The sequence below is a fragment of the Pseudomonas sp. PDM21 genome, assembly GCF_014852505.2.
Taxonomy (GTDB): domain Bacteria; phylum Pseudomonadota; class Gammaproteobacteria; order Pseudomonadales; family Pseudomonadaceae; genus Pseudomonas.
Genome location: NZ_CM181223.1, coordinates 1,379,333 through 1,403,499 on the forward strand (window position 1 = coordinate 1,379,333; position 24,167 = coordinate 1,403,499).

A 24,167-nucleotide genomic window follows, 5' to 3' on the forward strand; every position below is an offset into this window, starting at 1 on the left:
ATCGCGCCCATGGGGCGCTCCTACAGAAAGACCAGGGGAGAGGACCTACAGGTCCGCCAGCGGATGCTCGCCCTCCCAGGTCGCGTCGAAGTGCGCATTCACCACAGCATCAGGTATGGCAGCGATATCCGGCCAGTGCCAGTGCGGGGTGTTGTCCTTGTCGATCAGCCGGGCCCGCACACCCTCCGGGAATTCCGGGTGACGGCAGCAGTTCAGGCTCATCGCGTACTCCATGCGGAACACCTCGGCAGTCGACAGATGGCGCGCGCGGCGGATCTGTTCCCAGACCAGATGGGCGGTCAGCGGGCTGCCCGAGGCGAGGGTCTTCGCCCCTCGGGCAATCAGCGCGTCCTCGTCGTTGACCAGCGCGGTCAGCGCGTTCCAGGCCTCGGCGATATTGGCGCTGTCGAGCACCGCATCCAGGCGTGCGCGGCGCGGCAGCAACTGGGCTTCGGGCATTTCGCCTCGGGCTTCGTGCTCCAGCGCCTGGAGCAGGCTGTGCAGCTGCACGTCAGCCTGTTCGCGCCAGTTCAGTTGCACCAGACCTTCGATCAGGTCGTCCTGCTGAGTGTCGAGCAGGAAGCGGTCGGCGAGGTCCAGGTCCAGCGCGTCACGGGCATTCATCTGTGTCGCGGTCAGCCCGAGGAACAGGCCGAGGCGGCCGGGCAGGCGGGCGAGGAACCAGCTGGCGCCGACATCCGGGTACAGGCCGATATTCACTTCCGGCATGGCCAGGCGGCTGCTCGGAGTGACGATGCGCACGCCGGCGCCCTGCATCAGGCCCATGCCGCCGCCCATCACGTAGCCGTGGGCCCAGCAGATCAGCGGTTTGGAATAGGTGTGGATGAGGTAGTCGAGGCGGTACTCGTCGGCGAAGAAGCGGCGCGCCAGTTCCGGCACCTCGCCGGGCTTCTCGCGGCAGGCATCGACCAGCTTGCGCACGTCGCCGCCGGCGCAGAAGGCCTTGCCGCCGTTGCCGCGCAGCACCACGCAGGCGATCTGCGCGTCGTCCTGCCAGACACGCAGCTGGTGGTTCATCGCCTCGATCATCGGCAGGCTCAGGGCGTTCAGGCTCTTCTCCGCATCCAGCGTCACCACGCCGATGCGGAAGCCGTGCAGGCCGGGGCGTTCTTCGAACATCACATTCATGGTCAGGGCCTTATTGGTTGCGCCAGTGCGGGTCGCGTTTTTCCAGGAAGGCGTTCACGCCCTCGCGGGTGTCGTCGGCGTCGAACAGGTCGACGAAGCGTTCGCGCTCCTCCGGCAGCCAGGTGGTCGGGCCGCGCTCGCGGGCGCCCTGGATCAGCGGCTTGATGGTGCGCACCGCTACCGGGCTCTGCCGCGCGACCTTGGCCGCCAGCAGCAGGGCGGTGCCGCGCGCTTCGCCGGTATCGACGACCTGCTCGATGAGACCGATGCGCAGCGCGGTGTCGGCATCGACACGCTCGCCGCAGAGGATCATGCGCTTGGCCCAGCCTTCGCCGACCAGCCACGGCAGCGCCTGGGTGCCGCCGGCGCAGGGCAGCAGGCCCACGGTGGCTTCGGGCAGGGCCATCTGCGCCTGGCGCTCGGCGATGCGGATATCGCAGGCCAGGGCACACTCCAGGCCGCCGCCCATGGCGTAGCCGTTGATGGCGGCGATGGACACGCCACGGAAGTCGCGCAGCGTCTCGAAGGCTTCACCGAAGCGGCGGGCCATCTCGCGGGCGCGGGCCTTGTCGCCGTCGGCGAACATGTTCAGGTCGGCGCCGGCGGAGAAGAATTTCGGACCCTGGCCAGTCACCACCAGGGCGTAGATATCGTCGTCACGGTTCAGGTGCTCGACCACCTGACGCAGGCCGATCAGCGAGTCGCGGTCCCAGGTGTTGGCCGGCGGGTGGTTGATGGTGATCAGCGCGGTGTGCCCGTGTTTTTCCACGGTCAGCTTGTGGGTCAGGTCGAAGACTCCGGGCTTGTAGGGTTCGAGGGCGTTGCTCATGGGCATCTCCTTGTCGGTGTCGCCAGCGGGCGGGCGTATGGGCATGGACTCTAGGCGTGCGTGGCAGGGCGAGTCCATGTCCGATCTGTTCGATTGCGCCCGCGCGGGCGGGCGGTTTTTCCAGTGAGTCGCGTGGATCGATACGTAGGGCGAATAACGCGCCAGCGTTATCCGCCATCCCAGGGGCGGCGGATAACCTGTTCCAGGTTATGCGCCCTACGGTTCTGTTCGATGCAGGCTGACGCCTAGGCGTCAGCCGATACGGACGGCTCCCTCTCCCTTCAGGGAGAGGGCGGGGGAGAGGGTGCTGTCCGCCTGCTCCCAAATTGATTGGTGGTCACAGCAAACGGTCCAGCATCCCGCCCTGTTCCAGCAGGCGGCGGGCGACGATGACCCGCATGATCTCGTTGGTGCCTTCGAGGATCTGGTGCACGCGGCTGTCGCGCACCCAGCGCTCCAGCGGGTAATCGTTGAGGTAGCCGTAGCCGCCGTGCAGCTGCAGCGCCTCGTTGCACAGGGCGAAGCAGCGGTCGGTGGCGAAACGCTTGGCCATGGCGCAATAGAGGGTCGCTTCGCCGTCCTTGTGGTCCAGCTTGTGCGCGGCCAGGCGCACCATCTGCCGGCTGGCGGTGAGGTCGGTGAGCATGTCGGCGAGCTTGAACTGCAGGGCCTGGAACTCGGCCAGCGCCTTGCCGAACTGCTTGCGCTCCTCGACGTAGCGCAGCGACTGCTCCAACGCCGCCTGGGCTGCGCCGAGGGAGCAGCTGGCGATATTCAGGCGGCCGCCGTCCAGGCCCTTCATGGCGTAGACGAAGCCCTGGCCCTCCGGGCCGATGCGATTGCCGGCGGGGATGCGCACGCCTTCGAAGGTGATGGTGCGGGTCGGCTGCGCCTTCCAGCCCATCTTGTCTTCGTTGCGGCCGTAGCGGATGCCCTCGGCGTTGGCCGGCACCAGGAAGCACGAAATGCCCTTGGCGCCTTCCTCGCCGGTGCGCGCCATGACGATCAGCACGTCGGTGGAGCCGGCGCCGGAAATGAAGGTCTTGGCGCCGTCGAGTACGTAGTCATCGCCGTCGCGTTTGGCGCGGGTGCGCAGGCGCGCGGCGTCGGAGCCGGCGTCCGGCTCGGTCAGGCAGTAGGAGGCCAGCAGTTCTCCGCCGATCAGCCCCGGCAGCCACTGCTCCTTGAGCGCGGCGTCGCCGAAGCTTGAGAGCATCCAGCTGGCCATGTTGTGGATGGTCATGTAGGCGGTGGTGGCGACGCAGCCTGCGGCCAGTTGCTCGAAGATCAGCGAGGCGGACAGGCGCGAGAGGCCCAGGCCGCCGTCTTCCTCGGCGATGTACAGGCCCAGGTAGCCCTGTTCGGCGGCGCGGCGGATCACTTCCACCGGGAAGTGGTGCTGGCGGTCCCAGTCGGCGGCGTGGGGCGCCAGTTCGCGGCTGGCGAAGGCGCGGGCGCTCTCCACCAGCAGGCGTTGTTCTTCGGACAGATCGAAATGCATGCAGCTACCTCTGTTTGTTCTTGTCGGCTACCGCTTCGCGCTCGTGGCGCGCGCTTCTTGGGCTCTTGGGTAAAGAGTCCTTCGGTTATAGCCGTTGCGCCATCGGCTGGGGATTGACGATCTTGTGCTGGGGATGGACGATCTTGGTATTGCCGATCCCGGATTCGTGCCCATGTCCCGTCCACTGATCTCTACCTGGCCGCTGCCGCAGCAGGGCGTGCGCTTCATCACCCCGCCACGCCTGCGCCGCGCGCTGGATCGCCATCCGCTGGGCCAGGCCTGCTATCCGCTGGCGCTGGGCTACTACCCGGCAGCGGTAGGGCATCGCATGGAGCGGGAAGACCCGGACGATCACCTGCTGATCTACTGCAGCGCAGGGCTCGGCTGGCTGGAAACGGCGGATGGACGATTCGAGGTCGCCGGCGGTGATCTGCTGGTGCTGCCCAAGGGCCGCGCCCACGCCTATGGCGCCGACCTGCAGCAACCCTGGTCGATCTTCTGGGTGCACCTGGAAGGCCGGCTGGCCGAGGACTTTCTGCGCCCGCTGGGCAAGTCGCCGCGCCTGCGCGTGGGCGTGCAGCCGCGCATTCTCGGTGAGTTCGATGCGCTGTTGGCGCTGCGCCGGCAAGGCCTGAGCCTGCCGCACTTCATCCATGCCGCCCACCTGCTGCAGAGCCTGCTGACCTCGCTGGCCCTGCGCCCGGCGCGCGCGCGGCTGAAGTCCGGACGGGTACTGGACGTGGAGGCGGTGCAGGCGATGATGCGCGAGCACCTGCACGATGCGCTGAACCTCGACGAGCTGGCGGCGCAGTTCCGCCTGTCGCGCTTCCACTTCGCCAAGACCTACCGCGCGCTGACCGGCCAGGCGCCGATCCAGGACTTCATCCGGCTGAAGATGACCCACGCTTGCCGGCTGCTCGACCAGGGCAACCTGGAAGTACGCCAGGTGGCCGAGCAACTGGGCTACGCCGACCCGTACTACTTCTCGCGGCTGTTCAAGAGCGTGGTGGGCATGGCGCCCAGTCACTACCGGGCGCTGCACACCGGCTGAGTCATTGCAGGGTCAGCGGCTTGCCTGCGGCGCTGCGCTCGGCCTGCCATTCGGCGAGGGAGGGGGCCGCCTCGGGGCCGTCCATGTGCTCGACGATCTCGAAGTAGTCCTGGTGCAGCGGGCTGCGCATCACCTCGTCGCGCGGTTTCACCTTCACCACGTAGACACGCTGGATGTTCTGGTGGTCGAAGTCGCGCCATTGCTGCTCGCCCTTGAGCAGGCTGTAGCGGTGGCCTTCCAGCGCCTTGACCAGCGCGTCGCTGTCCAGGCTGCCGCTGCGCCGGGCGGCGTCGGCCCACTGGTAGACGATGCTGTAGGCCGAGGCGGCGGAGCTGGCGGGGTAGACGCCGTAGCGCTGGGTGAAATCGCGCACGAAGGCCTGGCCGCGCGCCGAGCCTTCGCGCTCAGGGACCTGCCAGGTCCAGGGTTCGGTGCCGATCACGCCCTGCATCAGGCCGGGCCCGGCCAGCTCGACCATGCTCTGGGTGAGGTTGGGCGCGATGATCTGGTGCTTGCGCGTCAGGCCCAGTTCGTCGGCGATGCGCATGGCATGCACCAGGTCCTCGCCGAACAGCGCCAGGACCAGCACGTCGGCCTTGCTCGCGGCCGCCTGGGTCAGCGCATCGCGGTAATCGGAAAGGCGTGCGCCGGGAAAGGGCACCTTGATCGACGGGTGCCGGGCGGCGTCTTCGGTGCCGGTGTAGTGGCGCAGCGAGCTTTCGGTGGTCAGGCCCCAGGTGTAGTTGGCGGTGACGTAGAAGTAACGCTTCCCCGGCAGCGTGCGGCCCAGGTAGTTGCCCAGCGCGCGGGCACTCATCCAGGCGCTGTTGCACTCGCGGAACATGTAGCGCTGGCCGTCCTTGCCGGTGGTGTCGTTGGAGTAGGTGAGGGTGCCGAAGTACAGCAACTTCTTCTGCGCCGCCCGTTCTCCGGCGGCGATGGCTACCGCGCTGGAGGCGCCGCCGAAGAACATCGCCGCACCGTCGGCGGCCATGGCGTCGATATTGCGCAGGGCTTTTTCCGGGCGCGAGGCGTCGTCCTTGCTCAGCAGATGCAGCGGCCGGCCGAGCACGCCGCCCTGGGCGTTGATCTCGTCGATGGCCAGCAGCGCGCCGCGCATCTGCGCGAGGCCTTCTTCCTTGTAGGAGCCGGTGCGGGGGTAATTGAGGCCGAGGTTGATCGGTTCGGCGGCTTGCGCCAGGCAGCTGAAGGCAGCCACCAGCGAGAGTGCGGCAGTCAGAAAGCGCATGTTCGTTCCCTGTTGTTTTTATTGGCGGGTGAAGCGAAGAGGGGACTGTGCACAGACTGGCCGGCCACTCCCATTGGCCTTTGGTCGAATCCGGACGTGGTCGATGGACGCAGGATGGCGCGCGGCGTCGCCTGTGCTGGCGTGCTCGACCGTGCGCGCAGCGGCGGGGCTCGCTAGTCTGCGCCGACGACAAGAAGAAGGACTGCCCGATGCTGCCCGTGATCGCCGAACTGCTGCTCACCCTGGCCTGCACCATCGCCGCCTGGCTCGCCCTGCGCGAGCAGATGGGCTGGCGCGCGCTGGGATTCCTGTCCATGGGCATCGCAGCGCTGCTGGGCGCGCTGGAGTATGGCGGCGTTGCGGCATTGTCTGAGGCACATCATTTGGCGAGCGTGGTGTCCGGCGCTGTAGGCCTGCCGTTGATCGCGTTCGGGCGTCTGTCCGGCGGCCCCGGCCGGCAGGTGGTGGTGCTGGTGATCGGCGCGCTGCTGGTGTTCCTGTCGCAGCTTTCATTGGTGAGCAACCTGATCGCCTTGCTGGTCATCGCCTGGCCCGGTCGCTCGCGCCGCTATGGGTTGGCGCTGCTTGGCGCGCTGCTGTTCATCGGTAGCGGCCTGCTGATCGGCACCCATGGCGAACTGGCCGGCGTGCCGCGCCGCGAGCTGTTCCACCTGGGGCTGACGGTTGCCGTCGCAGCGTGGATTCTGGCCGGCCTGGGCAGCGGTGTGCCGCGTTTGCCGGGCTCCTGGGCGGTGCGGCACAAGTCGCCTTGACTTGGCCGGGGCGCTTGCTTAGCGTGCCGGTTCGTTTCACCAGGCAGACGCACCATGACCCACGACGACCGGATCAAGCTGGAACCCAGCTGGAAAGAAGCCCTCCATGAGGAGTTCGAAAAACCCTACATGAAGCAGCTGGGCGAGTTCCTGCGCACGGAGAAGGCCGCCGGCAAGGTGATCTTCCCGCCCGGTCCGCTGATCTTCAACGCGCTGAACACCACGCCGCTGGAGCGCATCAAGGTCGTCATCATCGGCCAGGACCCCTACCACGGCCCCGGCCAGGCCCATGGCCTGTGCTTCTCGGTGCAGCCGGGCGTGCCGACGCCGCCGTCGCTGCAGAACATCTATAAAGAGCTGCAACGCGACCTCAACCTGCCGATCCCCAGCCACGGCTACCTGCAGCACTGGGCCGAGCAGGGCGTGCTGCTGCTCAACACCTCGCTCACCGTCGAGCAGGCCCGCGCCGGCTCCCACGCCCAGGCGGGCTGGGGCCCGTTCACCGACAAGGTGATCGAAGTGGTCAGCCAGCGCTGCGAGAACCTGGTGTTCCTGCTCTGGGGTTCCCACGCACAGAGCAAGCAGAAGCTGATCGACGCGCAGAAGCACCTGGTGCTCAAGTCCGCGCACCCGTCGCCGCTGTCGGCCTATCGCGGCTTCCTCGGCAACGGCCACTTCAGCCGCACCAACAAGTTCCTCGAACAGCACGGCCTGACGCCCATCGACTGGTCGCTGCCGCCGGTGTAATGCCGATGCTCCGGCGTGCGTGGCTGGCGATCCTGCCGGGCCTGCTGCTCGGCGGGAGCTGCCTAGCCGCCGGTTCCCCGCTCGAAGACTTCCGCTCCAGCGAGTCGATCCACGGCCTGTACGAAATCGACCAGGCAGCCCGCGCCTTCGTCGCCGCCGAGAACGCCCGCGACGACACCGCCTGGACGGTGGCCGAACCCAATCTCAAGACCCTTGTTGCCCGCTGTTCGGTGCCGCTGGATGCCCGTTGGGGTGAGATTCGCCTGTTCGCGCCGGATGGGCGCGAGCTCAGGCGCAAGGTCGTCGAAGTCGTCTGCGCCAAATCCGTCAGTGGCGAGAGTTGGATGATTTCGCTGCGGGTTTCCCGCGTTTCCTGATCCCCAAAAAAGAGGCCCGCACGAAGGACGGCCTTGAACGTCGTCGCGTGTCTCGATGCACGAGGGTGGAAGCAAAGGGGGCAGATTTATTTTTCTGCTCTAAAACTGGGTGGTGCTGGTTCAGGAATGGAGTTTGGACTATAAGTCTGTACCCTTTCTGCTTCCGCCGTCTGGCTGGAATTGGTGCTCAAAAATTAAATCTGCCATCACCTTTTTATTATTTTATTTATTGCAATACAGCCAGCATTGACCATTGGCGTCTAGCATTGGAGAGATAGGGTCTTTGAAGTATTGGATGCTCCAGTGCTGAGGGTTGTTTTGGTTTTCGTCCTCGGGGTAAATTCGAAAGTCGCCGATCCCGATATGTTTTGTTTTCGATTTGGAGCAACTTCCATTTAGGTAAAGTCTCCCGCCGTCGTGCATTACTCCATATGCTTCGGAGACCAGTTGTGCGGGGCACGCTTGATTTTCTGAAATGACTATTGCTTTGCTTATGTTGCCAATATCGTAGGCTTTGTAATGGTCGTCTGGATTGTTTGAGTCGAAGAGTTGATATACTTCTTGTATTCCTTCCCAGAGTGGAATATTTGTGTTTTTTCCATGTAATCGCTCTATGTGAATTGATTGCTTCTCGCTTGCCAGTAGTATATTGCCGCTTTCATCAAATTCAAAAACCCCTGATCTGGAGTTGAATAACGCTCGGATCGGCCATTTTTTCGGAAGTACAGCGTAAGGTTCTCCCGCGGAGGGTGATATGCTAAGCGAGTTTTCGGGCGGAGGGGCGATGTCCAGCGAGTGTAAAGATGAATATTCACTGCTTTTTCCTGTTGCGGTGTTGTGGATTTTATTCTGCGGGGATTTTCCATTGCAGAAAAGCCTGCACTGGCCGAGTGAGTCTATGATTGGAGACTCTTCTTCATTGAAATATTGAACCACCCAGTGGAAGGGGGCTTCTCTTGTTTTGATTGTGCGCCCTGCGGCGGTTATGCCCGGGTATACCAGGAACTCACCACTTCCAATGTGATATTTTTTTGAGGAGTTGCAGTTTTCGTTTAGCATGGCAGTGCTAGAGGAATCCATTCTATATAGCCCTAAGTATGAGCTTGGGTCTCCGATTCCGATGCAGGCTTTGTCGTCGCTGATGATAATGGTTGGGTCGGTTCTTTTAGTGAAGTCTGAGTCGATCTTCTCATCGCTTGAGAATGCGTAATATACATGCTGCCCGCCAAGCCAGATCGGGGCTCCATGGTAATATAATTCTCCCATGGATTTTCGTATGAGGGACTTATCGCTGCTATCTTTTATGACTCCTTCCTTGTTGAACTCGATCCAACTGCTGCTTTGTCCTCCACCATGCGACCAATATATCCCACGTATGGGCCAAGAATTATGTGGCCTTGGTTGAATGTTGATTTCTTGATCTATATTCCAGATTTGTCTCAACGAGTTTGGTGGCGTAGGGGTTATGTCTACGTAGGTATAGTCTTCGATATCGCAAGTTATCAATCTGTTGTTCTTAAGTGTCACGCCATTTGGTTCGCAGCCAAGTGATACTCCTGATGAGAAAATTAGAATGGCTAGAGTGAGTGTTTTCCAGGGTAGGGTGCTAATGGCAGTCATGGTTGATCTGGGCCAGGGGAGTGCAGTCGGAGCGCTGTTTCTGCTGCACTCGAGACTGATAGATATTTTTTGATTATTTTTTCTGCATTTCATTGCAGTATAACCTGCATGTCTCCCCGGCTACTGGTAAAGGCCTTTTGGGTTCTGTGAAATATTGAATGGTCCAGTAAAAATATGGCTCTTTTATGCCCCTAAAAGATGAATGGGTGAAGTACTTTGTGCCGTTAATGGTAAAGCTAATGGCGTCATCACAATCACCGTCCAACTCAAATCTAGTAGCGTTAAATATTTTTCTCTCGGTGGCTGGGCGAATGGGGCAGTATATGTTGTTTTTCCCTTTTACAAAGCCATTAGGGTATGTCGCTCTAGTGGGGTTTTTCTCTTTTATGTCAATGTTCTCTGTTCGGCTAAATACAATTGAATTCTTCCATAGTGGAGCTTTATTTACGAAAACTCTCGACATGGTGATGAGAGAGGCTCCTGATGAGTCTCGTTCAGCTGGGCCGTCTCCGTCATATATAAGATTTCCTGAGTTGTCGAATTCGAATAGTTCTCCTGGGGTACCGATGTATACTGCTCTGATGGGCCACGATTTTGGTCGCGAAAAGCTGGCCTCTGGTGGCGCTCCATTGCTAATCAGTTCGAATATGTTTTGTGGTTCAATTAGCCTCTTAGGTTTTGTTGGGTACTCATACCAAGCTCCTTCCTCTTCGGCGTAGAATCTTTTCTCTTCTTCCGCAAGCAAGCTTAATGAATAAGCATGGCTGATTATTAGTGCGGCTAGTATTGCTCTGTCTTTTATTCTTGTGTGTGTTTGGCTTTTGCTCTCCATTTTCATGGCGTGCTCAAACGTATGTGATGTGGTAATTTCATTCCAATGTTGTTATTTATCTTGTGGAGAACTTCCTGCTAGTTGTTTTCTTGATCGGTTTCGAATTGAAAGCTGCTTAGGATTTTCTTTAGCCTAGAGATCTCTGTTATGTCAGTGGTTGGAATTTCGCCGTCTCCACACAAGGCCTGATATTCCTGTATCATGCAGAAGTGAAAATTGTACGGTTTGGCGTTTCTTGTTATCAGATAGCCGTAAGAGTTATTTGATCTTATGTTGTAGAGTCTTGTGTTGCTTTTTTGATTGTCATGTGAAGAAAGTTCCCATGACCTGCTGTTGTAGAGGTAAGTTATTTTTTCATGATCTGTGCTGTATCCGTACTGAAGTGCCTCGCCTGCGTTGACGCAAGACCAGGATTTTATTGGGGAGTAGTTTTTTATATAATCGTCATTTTTCTGGTTGTTGTGTTTGGTGTCTGTAAAAGTTACTCTGCAGTCTTGGCTTGCTGAGGAAATATATTCTGTTGGGGAATCTTTTGTTATAAGTCTGAGGGTGTGGGTGGCGGTTTGGGTTTCACTCCCGTAGGCTGCGGATAAGTATATTAATAAAAGGGCTAGTGTTTTGATTCTCATGGTTGCTCTCGCCGTGCTGTATACCCTTCTGGGAATGGTAGCTCTGCTTGTCCTCCGGCGTTTGGGAAATACTGCTCAGATAATATTGCTATTGAGTAGCCATACGCGCAGCACCGCGAATCGAAGCCATTCATAGCATTGCTGTAGGTTGTATTTATGGCAGATGGAAGGTTCACCGCTGCACTCGCTTTCCAGAAGCTAACAGAGCGATAATAAACTTTTTGTCCGCTGTTGGATTGAACGGTTTGTCTTTCTAATATGTGCGGGGAATCCGCATACTTTGCCATTTTTTTTGATGCCCAGTAATAGCCTGCACTGTCCGATGGGGAGATTAAACTTTCGGAGTCTCCACCTTCTCCACTAACTTGCTTGCGCCAATTTTGCATTTCGGACGTTAGTTGTGGGAAGTTTGCGTCCTGTAGGTTGCTGTTGCTTCTTTGGTTTGGCGGAAGCAAGTAAATTGCGTTAAAGATATTGCTTAATGATGTTCTGAGAGTTTCAGGTATGGCCCGTCCTCTGTAGCGCCAATAGTCTATGTAGTTGCTTGGGCTTGTGAGTTGCAGGAAACCTCGGCCATACCAAGGAGTGAATCGCCCCTAGTTTCGTAGACACCTCCAAGCCTCATAATGAGGCCCATCAGGAGGTGCCATGAGCAACCAGCGTTACCCCGAAGAATTCAAAATCGAAGCGGTCAGACAAGTTACCGCGCGCGGCCTGCGTGTAGCGGATGTGGCGGAGCGTTTGGGTGTGTCGGTGCATAGCCTCTATGTCTGGATCAGGCGCTATAGCAAGCCCCAGGAACAGCGGCAGCAAGAAGGTGATCAGCAAGCCGAACTGCGTCGTTTGCGCGCCGAACTCAAGCGGGTGACCGAAGAGCGAGACATCCTAAAAAAGGCCGCCGCGTACTTTGCCAAGGAGTCCGGCTGAAGTACGCCTTCATCAGCAAGCTGTCGGTGGAGTACCCGGTTCGACGTCTCTGCCAGACCCTCAGGGTGCATCCCAGCGGTTACTACGCCTGGCTGGCCGAGCCGAAATCCGTACGCGCTAAGGAAGATCAGCGCCTGCTCGGATTGATCAAACATGCCTGGCTGGAAAGCGGTGGGGTCTACGGCTATCGCAAGATCCACGACGACCTGCGTGAGCTGGGAGAGTCCTGTGGCCGGCATCGCGTAGCCCGCCTGATGCGGGGGGAAGGGTTGCGCTCGCAGACCGGCTATCGTCGTCGGCCCGGCTACTACGGCGGCAAGCCCACGGTGGCTTCGCCCAACCGTCTGGAGCGGCAATTCACCGTCAGCGAGCCGAACAAGGTCTGGGTCACTGACATCACTTACATCCGCACTTATGAAGGCTGGTTGTACTTGGCGGTGGTGCTGGATCTGTTTTCGCGCCAGGTGATCGGCTGGTCGATGAAACCTCGGATGTGCAGCGACTTAGCTATCGATGCCTTATTGATGGCGGTTTGGCGACGCAAGCCCAAGCAGGAAGTGATGATCCACTCCGACCAGGGCAGCCAGTTCAGCAGCTCGGACTGGCAGAGTTTCCTCAAGGCCAACAATCTGATCAGCAGCATGAGCCGACGCGGTAACTGTCACGATAACGCCGTGGCAGAAAGCTTTTTCCAGTTGCTGAAGCGCGAACGCATCCGACGAAAAACCTATGCCACTCGCGAAGAAGCTCGCAGTGATGTGTTCGATTACATCGAGATGTTTTATAACCCCAAACGCCGGCACAGCAGCGCTATGCAGCTATCGCCAGTGGAGTTTGAGAAACGCTATTTCCAGAGCTTGGAAAGTGTCTAGGAAAGCCGGGGCGATTCAGAGCATACCAAAGGGCTGGTCCCCCGCCCTCTGAAAGCTTGCTGGTCCATGTTGTTTCTTGGATCGCGTTACCCATGAGCGAGGCGATTCTCATTGGGGTGTTTATTCCGTACTTTCTTAATGTTTTATTCAGGTTGTTCCGGTGTAATTCAATTGTTGCCGTTGGGGAGTTTAGGTTTGTGCTGATGGCTTCCCATGCGTACTGTGTCGGGCTGGTCTTTCGAAGCGCATGCTTGGGAATTAGTTGCTTAATTTCATGGCTACTTAGCCAAAGCGCTTTTCGAAGATTTCTAATTAATTCCTTTGCTGGGAAGTGCCAATGCTTTTTATCTATTTCCGTTAAGTTGGAATCCTCCCAAAACGCCAGCGCCTCCTGATGCGCCTTAAGCTCCTTGAAGTCATCCTCCGACATAGGCCCACCCGCCGCGACTTTCTTTAGCCAGCCATAGCGCGTATCGAAATCATCGCGTGCCCATTCGGTGGGGAATTTGCAGATCAGGCGTTTGAGCTTTTCGTGGGTGCCCGCATCAGCTAGCCGGGCCTCGTTTCGTTCGCGGTCGAGCACGTATTGCTCGGAAAGCCGGCGCTGATCTCCTGCGGTCATCGTGTCGTACGCGGGGGAGATGGCGATGCTGGCGGCATCGGGTTGGCGAGGCGGTGGGTCGGTGTAATGGCTTGATGGTTCGAGTAGCGTGCGGATGTAATCCGACTGGCAATGGCTGTCGGAGTCGTCGTCATCGTCGATCAGACGCCAGCCCATCCAGTGCGGGAAGTCGGCATCGCTGAAGCGGGTCACGCCGGGGGCGTTGAGGTTGAACCAGGCGCTGCGTTCCGCTTCGCTAGCTTCGGTACGGGGCGGCAGGCTGATCTTCCGCCAGTGCGCGGCGTCGGCCGGTTGGAGTGCATCCGGCCCCAGCACCCGGCCGAAGCGCAGCAGTTCGTAGCCGGCACTAGGGCAGGCGGGGTAGCGGCGGGTGGCGGTGGTGTAGAGGTTGTACTCGAAGTCCGCTTCTTCGCTCTGGCTGCCGATGAGTTCGCCGGTCAGGTGGTAGGTGGTCAGCTGGCACTGGCCTTTGTCGTAGCGCATGCGAACGATAAGACCCTGCTGCATCTGCTTGACCATTTCCGGGCGGTAGCCGTCGATCTGGGTGGTGGTGATGGCGAGTCCGCTGGGGCTTCCGCTTGGCGTGAGCCAGCCTGCTGGCAGGGCGGGGAAGCTGAAGGAGGCAGCGCCCGTGATGGTGGGCGAGGCGAAGTTGCTCGGTGGCGCGGCGAAGCCTTGTAGAGTGCTGGGGACGTAGAAGTACATGTCGCCCCAGCAACTGTCGGTTCGGCCGTCGCGGGTGCGGTAGTCCAGCTCTCGCGTGCTGCGGCCGGTCAGGTGCTCGACCTGAGTGTCGCTGGCGATGATCTCGAAGTGAATCTTGCCAGCGCTGCCGTAGATTTCCCCAACCTCGCCGATGCTGTCCTTGCGGTAGACGCGCTGCTTGAGCTGCGGGTTGGCGATGTTGATTTTCGATAGATGCATGTAGATCGAATAGAACACCACCTGGCTGCGTGCTCCTTCGCCGATTTCGGTTTCGTGGCGCAGCACGATGCAGCCGTTGTCCGTCCAGCCGTTGCCGTAGTTGAGCGCGTTGTTGGGATCGTCGGTTTTCTTCTCTGGGGCACGGAAGAATGCGAGCGTACCGTCGGCAATCGCGCGGACGGGCAGGTTCTTTCCGTTCTCCTGCGGGGCGCGCAGATGCAGGCCGCCGTGCCAGTTGAGGTCGAAGCTCAGGGGGTAGGCGCCATCGCCCAGGTTGCCGCCGGGCATGGCGCGCTCAACGAAGGCTTCGTCGGTTTCCCCGGCCACCGGAGCGGGAATGAAGGGAGGACTGATGATCATGTGCAGGCTTCCTTGGCCTAGTCAGAGCGACAGTGGGTAGATGGATTTCTTCTTCGCTTCGCCGGTGGATTCGCGCGGAAGGAACGGGATGTCCGGGTGCAGACTGGCCGGCCCTCGATACTCGTAATGCGGCGACTTGATCAGGTAGTCACCCTGGGTGCCGTACTCGATGCTGTGCTGATCCATGCGGATGTAGCTGCCGCCAGCGTTGATGACGATTGCCTTCCTGGCGGTGATATGGATTTCGTTCTCGGTGCTGGTGATGTCCACGGCCTTGCGGGCGAGCAGTTCCATGCGGTCGTTCTGTGCCTGGATTTGCACCGCGCCGTGGTTGGCGAAGATCTTCATGCCGAGCTTGCGGACGAACAGGCTCATGCCTTCGCCGATGCCGGCGAACAGGCGCTTGGCGACGCTGATGTCCGCCTCGGCGCCGGCGTTGAGCATCAGGTTCTGCTGGGCGGCCACCTGCAGGTGCTGGCCGCTGGTGAGGGCGATGCCTTGGGGCGCGCTGAGCAGGGCGACGGCGCCTGCGAGCTGTTTGACCTCTTCACGCATGAAGGCGATTTGCGCGAGATAGTTGGCCGCGTCGGCCTGGGACATTTCGGCATCGCTGGAGAGCTGCTGCATCTCGTCGCTGGCCTGCTCCAGGCGGGCGATGGCTTCCTGCATGGCCAGTACCTGACCTTGCGCGCCTGTCTGCGCGTCGGCGCTGATGAACACGCCCTTGCCGGCGCGCACTGCACCCCAGCCATCGCTGCGCAGCTCGAAACCTTCGCCGCGCTGTTCGCGCTGGGCATCCACCAGATGCCCGAGGTTGAGCTGGCTCTTGCCGCTGTATTCGGTGCTGAGCTTGATGTGCTCTTTTCCGCGCGAGTCATCCAAGCGCAGCTTGTTGTTGGCCGGCGTCCGCAAGACGTTGCGCTTGTAGTTCTTCAGGGTGACGTGGTCGGGGTGCTGGCTGTTGTGCATCGCATGGGCGATGTAGGGCCGGTCCGGGTCGCCGTTTTCGAAGGCGATCCGTACTTCGGTGCCTTGTATCAAAGGCAGGTGCAGCCCATACGTGTCGCCACTATAGGGGCGCGCCAGGCGCAACCACATTGACTCACGCCCTGCGGGCCAGGTGTCGCGATCGAACAGGAAATGGCACTTGTAGCGGCCTTCCATGTCGATGTGGCCGTACAGGTCGTTCGGCTCGGGGCTGGTGACGCGGGCGGGAATGGTGCCGGCAATCACCGGTTTGGCCGGCACTGTGGAGCGGAAGCAGACTTGCTCGTCGTAGGGGATGGCTTCGAATTGCACTTCGAAGCTGCGGTCGCGGGCGGCACTGCTGTGCAGGCGGACGATCACCGCGCCCGGTGCGAAGTTTTTGTCTGCGCCGTCGAGCTTGAGTATCTGCCCGGGTAGCAGCGCGGGGCTGCTGGTGTGGCCGGTCAGGCGCGTGCGTTCGTTGAGGTAGCGTTCGTGGGCGAGGCGCGCGTAGAAGTAGCCGCTTTCGCTCTCCAGGTCTTCGTCCTGAGCGTAGGCGTCGCCGAGTTTCTGGTGGGGCTCGCCGTAGTGGTAAGCCTCGCCATAGGTAGTTTTCGGCGATTTGAGCAGGTCAACATTCGCGTCCAGCTCAGCGCCGGCGTCGCGGTAGTAGTAGGCGCGGTTGCTGACCTGCTGCAGGACCAGCTCATGTTTGCCTTGCAGGCTCCAGACGGCATCCTGTCCGCTGGACTCCAGCGATGACAGCGGGCGCAGCGGCAAGGGTGGCGCGGGCAGGTAATGGCGCTGGTCGTCGTGGAACTCCACCGTCTCGATGCGTAGCTCCGGGTTCATCGAGAAGCGGTACCAGATGCCCACCTCGGCGGTGAGGCGCTGGATGAAGGCCAGATCGTCCTCGCCGTATTGCATCACCTGTTCGCGTTGTGGGTACTCGCGGGTCAGCTGGAAGAGGAAGTCCTGCCCTTCGAAGTCATTGCGCCGCAGCACCTGCTCGACGATCTCCGGCACGCTCTGGTTCTGATAGAGGCGGTACTGGCGGGCAAGGCCCAGCAGCCTCAGACGGGGGACGAAAGTCACCTCGTAGCGGGATTCGTCCCGCGACATGGACAGCAGGGAAAAGCGGCTGATCGTGCCGTACAGCGTGCGCAGGGGCGGAGCGATCGGCGGCGTGTAGCCGGGAATGCCCAATTGCTCGGGCGGCGCGCGCAGGCTGAAGCTGGCGTCCTTGCAGAGGAAGGCGTCGGCCGGGAGGTCGAGATCGGTACTGGTGAATTCAATGCGGTAGACGAAGGTCTGGCTGAGCGCTTCATCGCCGCTGAAGGCCAGGACATCGAGCGGCGCGTCGACGTCCCTGATGCTGAGGGTATGGCGACTGTGATCGAAGAAGCGGTGGGCGGCGTTGATGAGCATGGCAGGCGTCCGTTCCGGGAGAACGTTGATCCCACCAGTTGGGTGGTGGCTCTGTCAGTCAGACCTGTCCGGGGAAGTTGCGCGATTGGTCGCTGTCAGCACGAAGGTTTGTCTCTGGCGTAGGCAAAGCGGTAGAGCCGACCGTCGCAGCCTTTCATTTCTGACAGTCTCGGCGTCAATCGGTCAGCGCAACGACGAGTACTCGTGGGACGTGGTTTGCCGGGGAGCCCAGGCCGATTGGCGGTTCACTTCAGAGTTCTCGAACAAAAAAGAGGCCCGCACAAAGGCGGGCCTTGAAAGTCGCCGCGCGTCTCGACGCGGCGAGCGTGGTTGCTTTACGCGGCGTCAGCCACGGCCTCGCGGGAACGGCGGGTGCGCTTGCGCCAGGCGCGGTAGAGCGGCAGGCCAAGCATCAGCGCGACCAGTGCCCAGGTGCCGATGGCGATGGGGCTGGACCAGAGGATGCCCAGTTCGCCGTTGGAGATGGACAGCGCGCGGCGCAGGTTCTGCTCCATCAGCCCGCCGAGGATGAAGCCCAGCAGCAGCGGCGACAGCGGGAAGTCCAGCTTGCGCAGGATGTAGCCGAGGATGCCGATGGCGACCATCAGGAACAGGTCGAAGGTGGTGGCGTGCACGGCGTAGACGCCGATCGCGGTGATGATCGCGATACCCGGCACCAGCGCCCAGTTCGGCACCGAGAGGATGCGGGTGAACACCCGCACCATCGGCACGTTGAGGATGATCAGCATGACGTTGGCGATGAACAGCGAGGCTATCAGGCCCCAGACGATGTTCGGTTGTTCCTGGAACAGCAGCGGGCCGGGGGTGATGTTGTACAGGCTGAGCGCGCCGATCATCACCGCGGTGGTGCCCGAACCGGGTACACCGAGGGTCAGCATCGGCACCAGGGCGCCGCAGGCGGAGGCGCCGATGGCGGTTTCCGGGGCGGCCAGGCCGCGCAGGTCACCCTTGCCGAACTTGCCGGTATCACCGGCCAGCTTCTTCTCGGTCATGTAGGCCACGGCGCTGGCCAGGGTCGCACCGGCGCCGGGCAGCACGCCCATGATGAAGCCGAGCAGCCCGCAGCGGACGTTGACCACGGCCACCGAGGCGGCTTCCTTCATGTTGAACAGCATGCGCCCGCTGGCCTCGACCATCTTGTGGCCGTGGTGGGTCTTCTCCAGCAGCAGGAGGATCTCGCTCACCGAGAACAGGCCCAGCACCAGCACGACGAACTGGATGCCGTCGGAGACGTGGATGTTGTCGAAGGTGAAGCGGTACACGCCGCTGTTGGCGTCGATCCCGACGCTGGACAGGAACAGCCCGAGCAGCGCCGCCAGCAGGGTCTTCAGCGGCCGGTCGCCGGCCAGCCCGCCGAGGGCGACGATGGCGAAGACCATCAGTACGAAGTATTCCGCGGGGCCGAAGGCGATGGCCCATTTCGCCAGCAGCGGGGCGAACAGCACCATGCCGCAGGTGGCGATGAAGGCACCGATGAACGAGCTCCAGGCCGACAGCGACAGGGCCACGCCGGCCAGGCCGTTGCGTGCCATGGGGTAGCCGTCGAGGGTGGTCATCACGGTGGAGGCTTCGCCGGGAATGTTCAGCAGGATCGAGGAAATCCGCCCGCCGTATTCGCAGCCCAGGTACACGGCGGCCAGCAGGATCAGCGCCGACTCCGGCGGCAGGCCGAGGGCGAAGGCGACCGGGATCAGCAGGGCTACGCCGTTGATCGGGCCCAGGCCCGGCAGCAGGCCGACGACGGTGCCGATCAGGGTGCCGATAAGCGCGGTGATCAGGTTGTACGGGCTCAGGGCGACGCCGAAGCCCTGCCCGAGGTAGCTCAATGTTTCCATGACGGTTTCCTCAGAGCAGGAGATCGAGGATGCCCAGCGGCAGCGGGACGTCCAAAGTGCGGTCGAACAGCACGTAGAGGCCGATGGCGAGCAGCGTCGCGGTGACCACGCTGGCCACCGGGCGGCCGCCGTAGATCAGCGCGATGAAGGTGCCGACCAGGGCGCTCGCGGGGATGAAGCCCAGCGGCTCGAACAGGCCGGCATACACCGCCAGCAGCACGACGCAGAGCACCACCTTGCCCAGCAGCGCGCCTTCCAGCGCGGGTTCGTCTTCCTCGCGCTTGATCGGCGTGGGACGGGCGATCAGCCAGGCCAGGCCCACGGCCATCAGGCCCAGGCAGAGCAGCGGGTAGGCGCGCGGGCCGACCGGTTCGTAGGAGAAGGGCGCCTGGAGCTGCCAGGCGATCAGGGCGAAGGCGACGCAGGCGAGCAGCCAGGCGCCGGCGAACAGCCGCTGGAAGAGGCTGGTACGGGACATGGGGAGTCTCCTGGCGCCGCCTTCGTGGAAGGCGGCGCCGCTCGGGGCGTTACTGGATGAGGCCGAACTCGCGGGCCAGCTGCTTGTACTGGGCGACCTGCTGCTTCACGTAGGCGTCCAGTTCCGGGCCGGTCATGGCGAAGGGGAACAGCTCGCGCTGGTCGCGCAGCCTGGCGAAGTCTTCCGAAGCCAGCAGCTTGTCGAAGGAGGCCTTCCAGAACTGGTAATCCTCTTCGCTCACCTTCGGCCCGACGTAGAAACCGCGCACCACTGGCCAGACGATGTCGAAGCCCTGCTCCTTGGCGGTGGGGATGTCGGCCATGCCTTCATCCTTCAGACGCTCCTCGGAGAACACCGCGAGGATGCGCATCTTGCCCGCGCGGATGTGTGGCATGGAGTCGGAGATGTCCGTGCTGCCCACCTGGATGTGCCCGCCCAGCAGCGCCGTGGCGATCTCGCCGCCGCCTTCCAGGGCGACGTAGCGCAGCTGCTTCGGATCGATGCCGGCGGCCTTGGCGATCAGTGCGGTCTGCATCCAGTCCTGGCTGCCGACGGTGCCGCCGGAACCGATCACCACCTTGCCCGGGTCGGCCTTGAGCGCGGCCACCAGGTCGCCGAGGTTCTTGTACGGCGAGTCGCTGGGCACTGCGATGGCGCCGTAGCTGGTGCCCACGGCGGCCAGCCACTTCACGGCGTTCTCGTCGAAGCGGCCGAACTTGCCCTGGGCCAGGTTCAGCAGCGAGCCACTGGAGAAGGCGGTGATGGTGTTGCCGTCGGCCGGACGCTGGGCGACCACCGCGTTGTAGGCCACGGCGCCGACGCCGCCGGGCATGTAGGTGACGCGCATCGGCTTGGTCAGCAGCTTCTCGTCCACCAGGGCGCTCTGCGCCAGCTTGCAGGTGAGGTCGAAGCCGCCGCCGGGGGACGCCGGGGCGATGCATTCCGGGCGCTTGGGCTCGGCCATCAGTTGGCTGGCGGCGAGCAGGGTGGCGCCGGCGAGGGTCAGGTTGCGCAGGACGGTGGTCATGGTGCGATGCCTCTCTTGTTGTTGTCGGTTTACCAGATCGCCAGGGAGTAGCTGAGATAGATACGCGTCTCGTCGGCGTCCCGCGCGAAGCTGGAACGGTAGGTGGCGTTACGCACGCGCACCGCGACGTCCTTGAGCGGGCCGCTCTGGATCACGTACTTGATGTCGGTGTTGCGCTCCCATTCCTTGCCGTGACCGTCCATGCCATTGATTTTGGCATTGTCACCGCTGATGTAGCGATTCATCAGGGTCAGGCCGGGCAGGCCGAGGCCGGCGAAGTCGTAGTCGTGGCGGACCTGCCAGGAGCGCTCGTCGGTCTCGGCGAAGTCGCCGACCTGGACGAAGTTGACGAGGTAGGGGTTGCTGCCGTCGATGTAGGGGAAGGCACTGTCGCCGCTCATCTGCTGCCAGCCGAGGCTGAACTTGTTGGCGCCGATGGCGTAGCCGAGCATGCCGTTGAAGGCGCGGTTGTCGATCTCGCCGCCGCGCGCCTCGCCCTGGTCATCGCTGATGGCCAGGCGCATATCGGCGCTGAACTTGCCGGGGCCCAGCGGATAACTCGCGAGCAGGCCGACGAAGTGCTGGCGGTAGACCTCGTCCAGCTGCGCGTAGTGGTAACGGCCGGTGAGGTTGTCGGTGAACTTGTAGTCGCCGCCGGCCAGGTCGTAGTGCTTGCCCTCGGCGCTGCCACCGGAGAAGCGGCGGTTCTTGTTGTTCAGCGCCAGGTCGGTGTAGTCGGTGGAGTCGCGGTCCTTCACTTTCTCCAGGCGCCCGCCGGTGAAGTTCAGGCCCGGCAGGTCGGTGGAGTTGAGCAGGCCGCCCTCGAAGGTCTGCGGGAACAGGCGGCTGTCGTTGGGCTGCAGGGTGGGCAGGTCGGGGATCAGGCTGCCGATCTTCAACTCCGTCTCGGAGGCCTTGAACTTGGCGGTCAGGCCGAGCTTGCTGTATTCGTCGGCGGCGCGGCCGTCATCGTGGGTCGGCAGCAGGCCGGTGCCGGTGCGGTCCGGGGAGGAGTCGAGCTTCAGGCCGAGCATGCCCATGGCATCCAGGCCGACGCCGATGGTGCCGGGGGTGTAGCCGGACTGGAAATCGAGGATGAAACCCTGCGCCCATTCTTCGCGCTTGGACTGGCCGGCGCCGTCGCGGAAATCACGGTTGAAGTAGATGTTCTGGGTGCTGAGCGTGGCGCTGCTGTCTTCGACGAAGCCGGCGGCTTCGCACAGCGGGGCGACCCCGGCGAAAGCCAGCAGGGCGGGAGTCAGACAGCGGGAGTTGGGCTTGGAAAAAGCCGGTGCAGCCAAAGGCCGGGCGGTGGGCATCTGTGGTCTCCGTTCTTGTTGTTGTCGCGAAAGGGCACCACGCCGCCTTCCGCTCTGTTGACGGTCTTTGCCGTCGTCGAGTCCGCTGCTCCCGCCGTTGCGCCTGGGCAGTCGGCGCTGAAATATTCGGGGTTGGGAGGCGGCTCGTTGGCGATGCTAACGGGCTAAGCTTTCGCCAGGCTTTCAGTCGCCTTTCGCAGTGATTTCAGCGAATTTCCCCCATTCACAGTGGCGCGCGGATGGGTAAACTGCCGGCCCGAACCTGTAGTCCGAGGGGTAGAAACCCGTGCGAATTCTCCTGGTTGAAGACCATCCGCAACTCGGCGAAAGCGTCGCCCAGGCGCTCAAGGGCGCCGGCTGGACCGTGGACCTGCTGCAGGACGGCGTGGCCGCCGACCTGGCCCTGGCCAGCGAGGACTACGCGTTGGCGATTCTCGATGTCGGCCTGCCGCGGCTGGACGGCTTCCAGGTGCTGGCGCGTCTGCGTGAGCGCGGCAAGACCCTGCCCGTGCTGATGCTCACTGCCCGTGGTGAAGTGCGCGACCGCGTGCACGGCTTGAACCTGGGCGCCGACGATTACCTGGCCAAACCCTTCGAACTCACCGAGCTGGAAGCGCGGGTGAAGGCCTTGCTGCGCCGCAGTGTGCTGGGCGGCGAACAGCAGCAGCGCTGCGGCGAGCTGGTCTACGACCTCGGCGCGCGGCGCTTCACCCTGGCCGAGCAGGCGATGAACCTGACCTCCCGCGAGCAGGCCGTGCTGGAGGCGCTGATTGCCCGTCCGGGGCGGGTGATGAGCAAGGAACAATTGGCGGCGCAGGTGTTCGGTCTGGACCAGGACGCCAGCGCAGACGCCATCGAAATCTACGTCCACCGCCTGCGCAAGAAGCTCGAAGGCAGCTCGGTGCGTATCGTTACCTTCCGCGGCCTGGGCTATCTGCTCGAGGCACAGGATGGCTGAACGGCGCTGGGTGCTTCCCGGCACGGGCAGCCTGCGCGGGCGCCTGCTCTGGCGCCTCGGCGGGCTGCTGCTGGTGCTGCTGCTGATCGGCAGCGCGGCCACCTACTGGCGTGCCCGGCACGCGGCCGACATTGCCTATGACCGCACCCTGCTGGCGTCGGCGCGGGACATCGCCGACGGCCTCTACGCCAGCGACGGCACCCTGCGCGCCAACGTGCCCTACGTGGCGCTGGACAGCTTCGAGTACGACAGCGCCGGGCGCATCTTCTACCAGGTGATCGATCCGCAGGGGAAGATGATCTCCGGCTACGAGAACCTGCCGGCGCCGCTGCCGACCACGCCGCGCACCGATGATTACCCGGCGCTGGCCAAGTTCTACGACGCCACCTACGAAGGGCAGGGCGTGCGGGTGGTCAGCCTGCTGCAGCCGGTGAGCCAGCCGACAGTCAACGGCATGGCGGAAATCCGTGTCGCCGAAACCATGGGTGCCCGCGAGCGGCTGGCGCGCAACCTGCTCGCCGACACTCTGCTCAACCTCGCGCTGTCGGCTATCGCCGCGCTGATGATGGTCTGGTACGCGGTGAGCGCCGGTCTGCGCCCGCTCGACCGTCTGCGCGAAGCGGTGGAGGAACGTCAGCCGGACGATCTGCGGCCGTTGCCGGAAGTCCGCGTGCAGAAGGAACTGCGCCCGCTGGTGGCGGCGCTCAACCACTTCACCGTGCGCCTGCGCGGGTTGTTCGACCGCCAGTCGCAGTTCATTGCCGAGGCGTCCCATGAGCTGCGTACCCCGCTGGCAGCGCTCAAGGCGCGGCTGGAGCTGGGCCTGCGCGAGCAGGACCCGCAGCAATGGCGTGCGACGCTGGTCGACGCCGTGCAGAACACCGACCGGGTGACCGGGCTGGCCAACCAGCTGCTGTCCCTGGCGCGTGTGGAAAGCGGCGCTCGCGCCATCGCCGAAGGTGCGGGGGAAAGCATCGAGCTGGGCCAATTGGCCCGCGAGCTCGGCCTTGCGCTGGCACCGCTGGCTTATTCACGCGGGGTGGCGCTGGCATTGGAGGCGGACGAGCCGGCCTGGGTGAAGGGCGATCCGACCCTGCTCAACGAGCTGCTCAGCAACCTGGTGGACAACGCCATCGCCCACGCCCCGGCGGACGGCAACGTGATCATCCGCGTGCGCTCGCCGGCCGAGCTGGAGGTCGAGGACGACGGCCCCGGTATCCCGCCGGAGGAACGCGACAAGGTGTTCCGCCGCTTCTATCGCCGCCGCCAGCAGGGCACAGGGCTGGGCCTGGCCATCGTCGGCGAGATCTGCAGCGCGCATCGTGCGCGCATCGAGCTGGGCCAGGGCGAACTGGGCGGGCTGCTGGTGCGGGTGACCTTCCCGGCGGAAAACGCCTGAGCTAGAAACACGAAACCCGCCGATCAAGGCGGGTTTCGGAGTTGGGCGAAGCCATCGCGGACGGAGTCCGCTCCTACCCGATAGTCCTGCGCTCGGCTGGGCCCTCACCCTAACCCTCTCCCAGGGGGAGAGGGGACCGTGCGGTGCAGGATGAAATTACAGCGTCAACCGGCACAATCTGCCCCCTCTCCCTCTGGGAGAGGGCTGGGGTGAGGGGCGGTCACGGGAACGGAGTTTCCGGAGGCGTAGGAGCGGACTCCGTCCGCGATCGCTC

The 24,167-nt window shown here is 62.5% G+C and carries 20 protein-coding genes; 7 read left to right on the forward strand and 13 right to left on the reverse strand.

What is annotated here, in order from left to right; genetic code table 11:
* Positions 1 to 45: 45 nt before the first annotated feature.
* From dspII to IB275_RS06515, 3 genes are all read right to left on the reverse strand, one after another.
* Positions 46 to 1,149 (reverse strand): enoyl-CoA hydratase/isomerase DspII, encoded by a 1,104-nt coding sequence (dspII, locus tag IB275_RS06505; protein ID WP_192289768.1) that lies wholly within the window; start codon positions 1,147 to 1,149, stop codon positions 46 to 48.
* 10 nt (positions 1,150 to 1,159) lie between these two features.
* Positions 1,160 to 1,978, reverse strand: a complete 819-nt coding sequence (locus tag IB275_RS06510; RefSeq protein WP_081517615.1) for an enoyl-CoA hydratase — start codon at positions 1,976 to 1,978, stop codon at positions 1,160 to 1,162.
* A 337-nt stretch (positions 1,979 to 2,315) separates the two neighbouring features.
* Positions 2,316 to 3,479 carry an isobutyryl-CoA dehydrogenase gene (locus tag IB275_RS06515; RefSeq protein ID WP_017516638.1) on the reverse strand — a complete coding sequence of 388 codons (1,164 nt, stop codon included), beginning with the start codon at positions 3,477 to 3,479 and terminating at the stop codon, positions 2,316 to 2,318.
* A gap of 172 nt (positions 3,480 to 3,651) precedes the next feature.
* Between IB275_RS06515 and IB275_RS06520 the strand changes: the two genes are divergently transcribed.
* The gene (locus IB275_RS06520; protein ID WP_081517616.1) at positions 3,652 to 4,530 is read left to right on the forward strand and encodes an AraC family transcriptional regulator; all 879 of its coding nucleotides are present in this window, start codon (positions 3,652 to 3,654) and stop codon (positions 4,528 to 4,530) included.
* Between the two features lies 1 nt (position 4,531).
* On the opposite strand, the gene IB275_RS06525 is transcribed toward IB275_RS06520, so the two are convergent.
* Positions 4,532 to 5,779 (reverse strand): ABC transporter substrate-binding protein, encoded by a 1,248-nt coding sequence (locus IB275_RS06525; protein ID WP_192289766.1) that lies wholly within the window; start codon positions 5,777 to 5,779, stop codon positions 4,532 to 4,534.
* A gap of 209 nt (positions 5,780 to 5,988) precedes the next feature.
* On the opposite strand from IB275_RS06525, the gene IB275_RS06530 reads away from it, so the two are divergent.
* Genes IB275_RS06530 through IB275_RS06540 form a run of 3 tightly spaced genes read left to right on the forward strand, consistent with a single transcriptional unit; the run spans position 5,989 to position 7,676 of the window.
* A complete protein-coding gene (locus IB275_RS06530; protein ID WP_192289764.1) occupies positions 5,989 to 6,552 on the forward strand; it encodes a hypothetical protein in 564 nt (187 codons plus the stop codon).
* 54 nt (positions 6,553 to 6,606) lie between these two features.
* Positions 6,607 to 7,299 (forward strand): uracil-DNA glycosylase, encoded by a 693-nt coding sequence (gene ung, locus IB275_RS06535; protein WP_192289762.1) that lies wholly within the window; start codon positions 6,607 to 6,609, stop codon positions 7,297 to 7,299.
* A gap of 5 nt (positions 7,300 to 7,304) precedes the next feature.
* A complete protein-coding gene (locus IB275_RS06540) occupies positions 7,305 to 7,676 on the forward strand; it encodes a hypothetical protein (RefSeq protein ID WP_192289760.1) in 372 nt (123 codons plus the stop codon).
* A gap of 222 nt (positions 7,677 to 7,898) precedes the next feature.
* Here IB275_RS06540 and IB275_RS06545 read toward each other — a convergent pair whose 3' ends face one another.
* The 3 genes from IB275_RS06545 to IB275_RS06555 form a co-directional block, all read right to left on the reverse strand.
* Positions 7,899 to 9,296: a hypothetical protein gene (locus IB275_RS06545; RefSeq protein WP_192289758.1), complete on the reverse strand. Its 1,398-nt coding sequence runs from the start codon at positions 9,294 to 9,296 to the stop codon at positions 7,899 to 7,901.
* Between the two features lie 73 nt (positions 9,297 to 9,369).
* Positions 9,370 to 10,134 (reverse strand): hypothetical protein, encoded by a 765-nt coding sequence (locus IB275_RS06550; RefSeq protein WP_192289756.1) that lies wholly within the window; start codon positions 10,132 to 10,134, stop codon positions 9,370 to 9,372.
* A gap of 71 nt (positions 10,135 to 10,205) precedes the next feature.
* A complete protein-coding gene (locus tag IB275_RS06555; protein WP_192289754.1) occupies positions 10,206 to 10,757 on the reverse strand; it encodes a hypothetical protein in 552 nt (183 codons plus the stop codon).
* Between the two features lie 648 nt (positions 10,758 to 11,405).
* Here IB275_RS06555 and IB275_RS06560 point away from each other — a divergent pair.
* Positions 11,406 to 12,556 (forward strand): IS3 family transposase gene (locus tag IB275_RS06560; protein WP_192319282.1). Its coding sequence is split into 2 segments (ribosomal slippage): positions 11,406 to 11,643 and positions 11,643 to 12,556, totalling 1,152 coding nucleotides; the frame shifts between segments, so codons are not numbered across the junction.
* Here IB275_RS06560 and IB275_RS06565 read toward each other — a convergent pair.
* The 6 genes from IB275_RS06565 to IB275_RS06590 all read right to left on the reverse strand — a co-directional run bounded on the left by IB275_RS06565 (position 12,495) and on the right by IB275_RS06590 (position 21,536).
* Positions 12,495 to 14,462, reverse strand: coding sequence for a M23 family metallopeptidase (locus IB275_RS06565; RefSeq protein ID WP_494514425.1), 1,968 nt, complete (start codon positions 14,460 to 14,462; stop codon positions 12,495 to 12,497). The genes IB275_RS06560 and IB275_RS06565 overlap by 62 nt on opposite strands.
* 21 nt (positions 14,463 to 14,483) lie before the next feature.
* On the reverse strand, positions 14,484 to 16,856 hold the full coding sequence (locus IB275_RS06570) for a type VI secretion system Vgr family protein (protein ID WP_192289750.1): 2,373 nt from the start codon (positions 16,854 to 16,856) through the stop codon (positions 14,484 to 14,486).
* Positions 16,857 to 17,191: 335 nt separating this feature from the next.
* Positions 17,192 to 18,712: a tripartite tricarboxylate transporter permease gene (locus IB275_RS06575; protein ID WP_192289749.1), complete on the reverse strand. Its 1,521-nt coding sequence runs from the start codon at positions 18,710 to 18,712 to the stop codon at positions 17,192 to 17,194.
* A 10-nt stretch (positions 18,713 to 18,722) separates the two neighbouring features.
* Positions 18,723 to 19,190 (reverse strand): tripartite tricarboxylate transporter TctB family protein, encoded by a 468-nt coding sequence (locus tag IB275_RS06580; RefSeq protein ID WP_192289748.1) that lies wholly within the window; start codon positions 19,188 to 19,190, stop codon positions 18,723 to 18,725.
* A gap of 49 nt (positions 19,191 to 19,239) precedes the next feature.
* On the reverse strand, positions 19,240 to 20,217 hold the full coding sequence (locus IB275_RS06585; protein ID WP_081517622.1) for a Bug family tripartite tricarboxylate transporter substrate binding protein: 978 nt from the start codon (positions 20,215 to 20,217) through the stop codon (positions 19,240 to 19,242).
* Between the two features lie 29 nt (positions 20,218 to 20,246).
* Positions 20,247 to 21,536 carry an OprD family porin gene (locus tag IB275_RS06590; protein ID WP_192289747.1) on the reverse strand — a complete coding sequence of 430 codons (1,290 nt, stop codon included), beginning with the start codon at positions 21,534 to 21,536 and terminating at the stop codon, positions 20,247 to 20,249.
* A 286-nt stretch (positions 21,537 to 21,822) separates the two neighbouring features.
* Here IB275_RS06590 and IB275_RS06595 point away from each other — a divergent pair, with 286 nt between their 5' ends.
* Entirely contained in the window at positions 21,823 to 22,494 is a 672-nt protein-coding gene (locus IB275_RS06595) for a response regulator (RefSeq protein ID WP_024765529.1), read from the forward strand.
* Positions 22,487 to 23,893 (forward strand): sensor histidine kinase, encoded by a 1,407-nt coding sequence (locus IB275_RS06600; RefSeq protein WP_192289746.1) that lies wholly within the window; start codon positions 22,487 to 22,489, stop codon positions 23,891 to 23,893. Before IB275_RS06595 ends, IB275_RS06600 begins: the two co-directional genes overlap by 8 nt.
* Positions 23,894 to 24,167: the final 274 nt, after the last annotated feature.

Excerpts from the sequence above, each read along its gene's own strand:
- dspII (WP_192289768.1), bottom strand. The coding sequence starts at position 1,149 with ATGAATGTGATGTTCGAAGAACGCCCCGGCCTGCACGGCTTCCGCATC.
- IB275_RS06510 (WP_081517615.1), bottom strand. The coding sequence starts at position 1,978 with ATGAGCAACGCCCTCGAACCCTACAAGCCCGGAGTCTTCGACCTGACC.
- IB275_RS06515 (WP_017516638.1), bottom strand. The coding sequence starts at position 3,479 with ATGCATTTCGATCTGTCCGAAGAACAACGCCTGCTGGTGGAGAGCGCC.
- IB275_RS06520 (WP_081517616.1), top strand. The coding sequence starts at position 3,652 with ATGTCCCGTCCACTGATCTCTACCTGGCCGCTGCCGCAGCAGGGCGTG.
- IB275_RS06525 (WP_192289766.1), bottom strand. The coding sequence starts at position 5,779 with ATGCGCTTTCTGACTGCCGCACTCTCGCTGGTGGCTGCCTTCAGCTGC.
- IB275_RS06530 (WP_192289764.1), top strand. The coding sequence starts at position 5,989 with ATGCTGCCCGTGATCGCCGAACTGCTGCTCACCCTGGCCTGCACCATC.
- ung (WP_192289762.1), top strand. The coding sequence starts at position 6,607 with ATGACCCACGACGACCGGATCAAGCTGGAACCCAGCTGGAAAGAAGCC.
- IB275_RS06540 (WP_192289760.1), top strand. The coding sequence starts at position 7,305 with ATGCTCCGGCGTGCGTGGCTGGCGATCCTGCCGGGCCTGCTGCTCGGC.
- IB275_RS06545 (WP_192289758.1), bottom strand. The coding sequence starts at position 9,296 with ATGACTGCCATTAGCACCCTACCCTGGAAAACACTCACTCTAGCCATT.
- IB275_RS06550 (WP_192289756.1), bottom strand. The coding sequence starts at position 10,134 with ATGAAAATGGAGAGCAAAAGCCAAACACACACAAGAATAAAAGACAGA.
- IB275_RS06555 (WP_192289754.1), bottom strand. The coding sequence starts at position 10,757 with ATGAGAATCAAAACACTAGCCCTTTTATTAATATACTTATCCGCAGCC.
- IB275_RS06565 (WP_494514425.1), bottom strand. The coding sequence starts at position 14,462 with ATGATCATCAGTCCTCCCTTCATTCCCGCTCCGGTGGCCGGGGAAACC.
- IB275_RS06570 (WP_192289750.1), bottom strand. The coding sequence starts at position 16,856 with ATGCTCATCAACGCCGCCCACCGCTTCTTCGATCACAGTCGCCATACC.
- IB275_RS06575 (WP_192289749.1), bottom strand. The coding sequence starts at position 18,712 with ATGGAAACATTGAGCTACCTCGGGCAGGGCTTCGGCGTCGCCCTGAGC.
- IB275_RS06580 (WP_192289748.1), bottom strand. The coding sequence starts at position 19,190 with ATGTCCCGTACCAGCCTCTTCCAGCGGCTGTTCGCCGGCGCCTGGCTG.
- IB275_RS06585 (WP_081517622.1), bottom strand. The coding sequence starts at position 20,217 with ATGACCACCGTCCTGCGCAACCTGACCCTCGCCGGCGCCACCCTGCTC.
- IB275_RS06590 (WP_192289747.1), bottom strand. The coding sequence starts at position 21,536 with ATGCCCACCGCCCGGCCTTTGGCTGCACCGGCTTTTTCCAAGCCCAAC.
- IB275_RS06600 (WP_192289746.1), top strand. The coding sequence starts at position 22,487 with ATGGCTGAACGGCGCTGGGTGCTTCCCGGCACGGGCAGCCTGCGCGGG.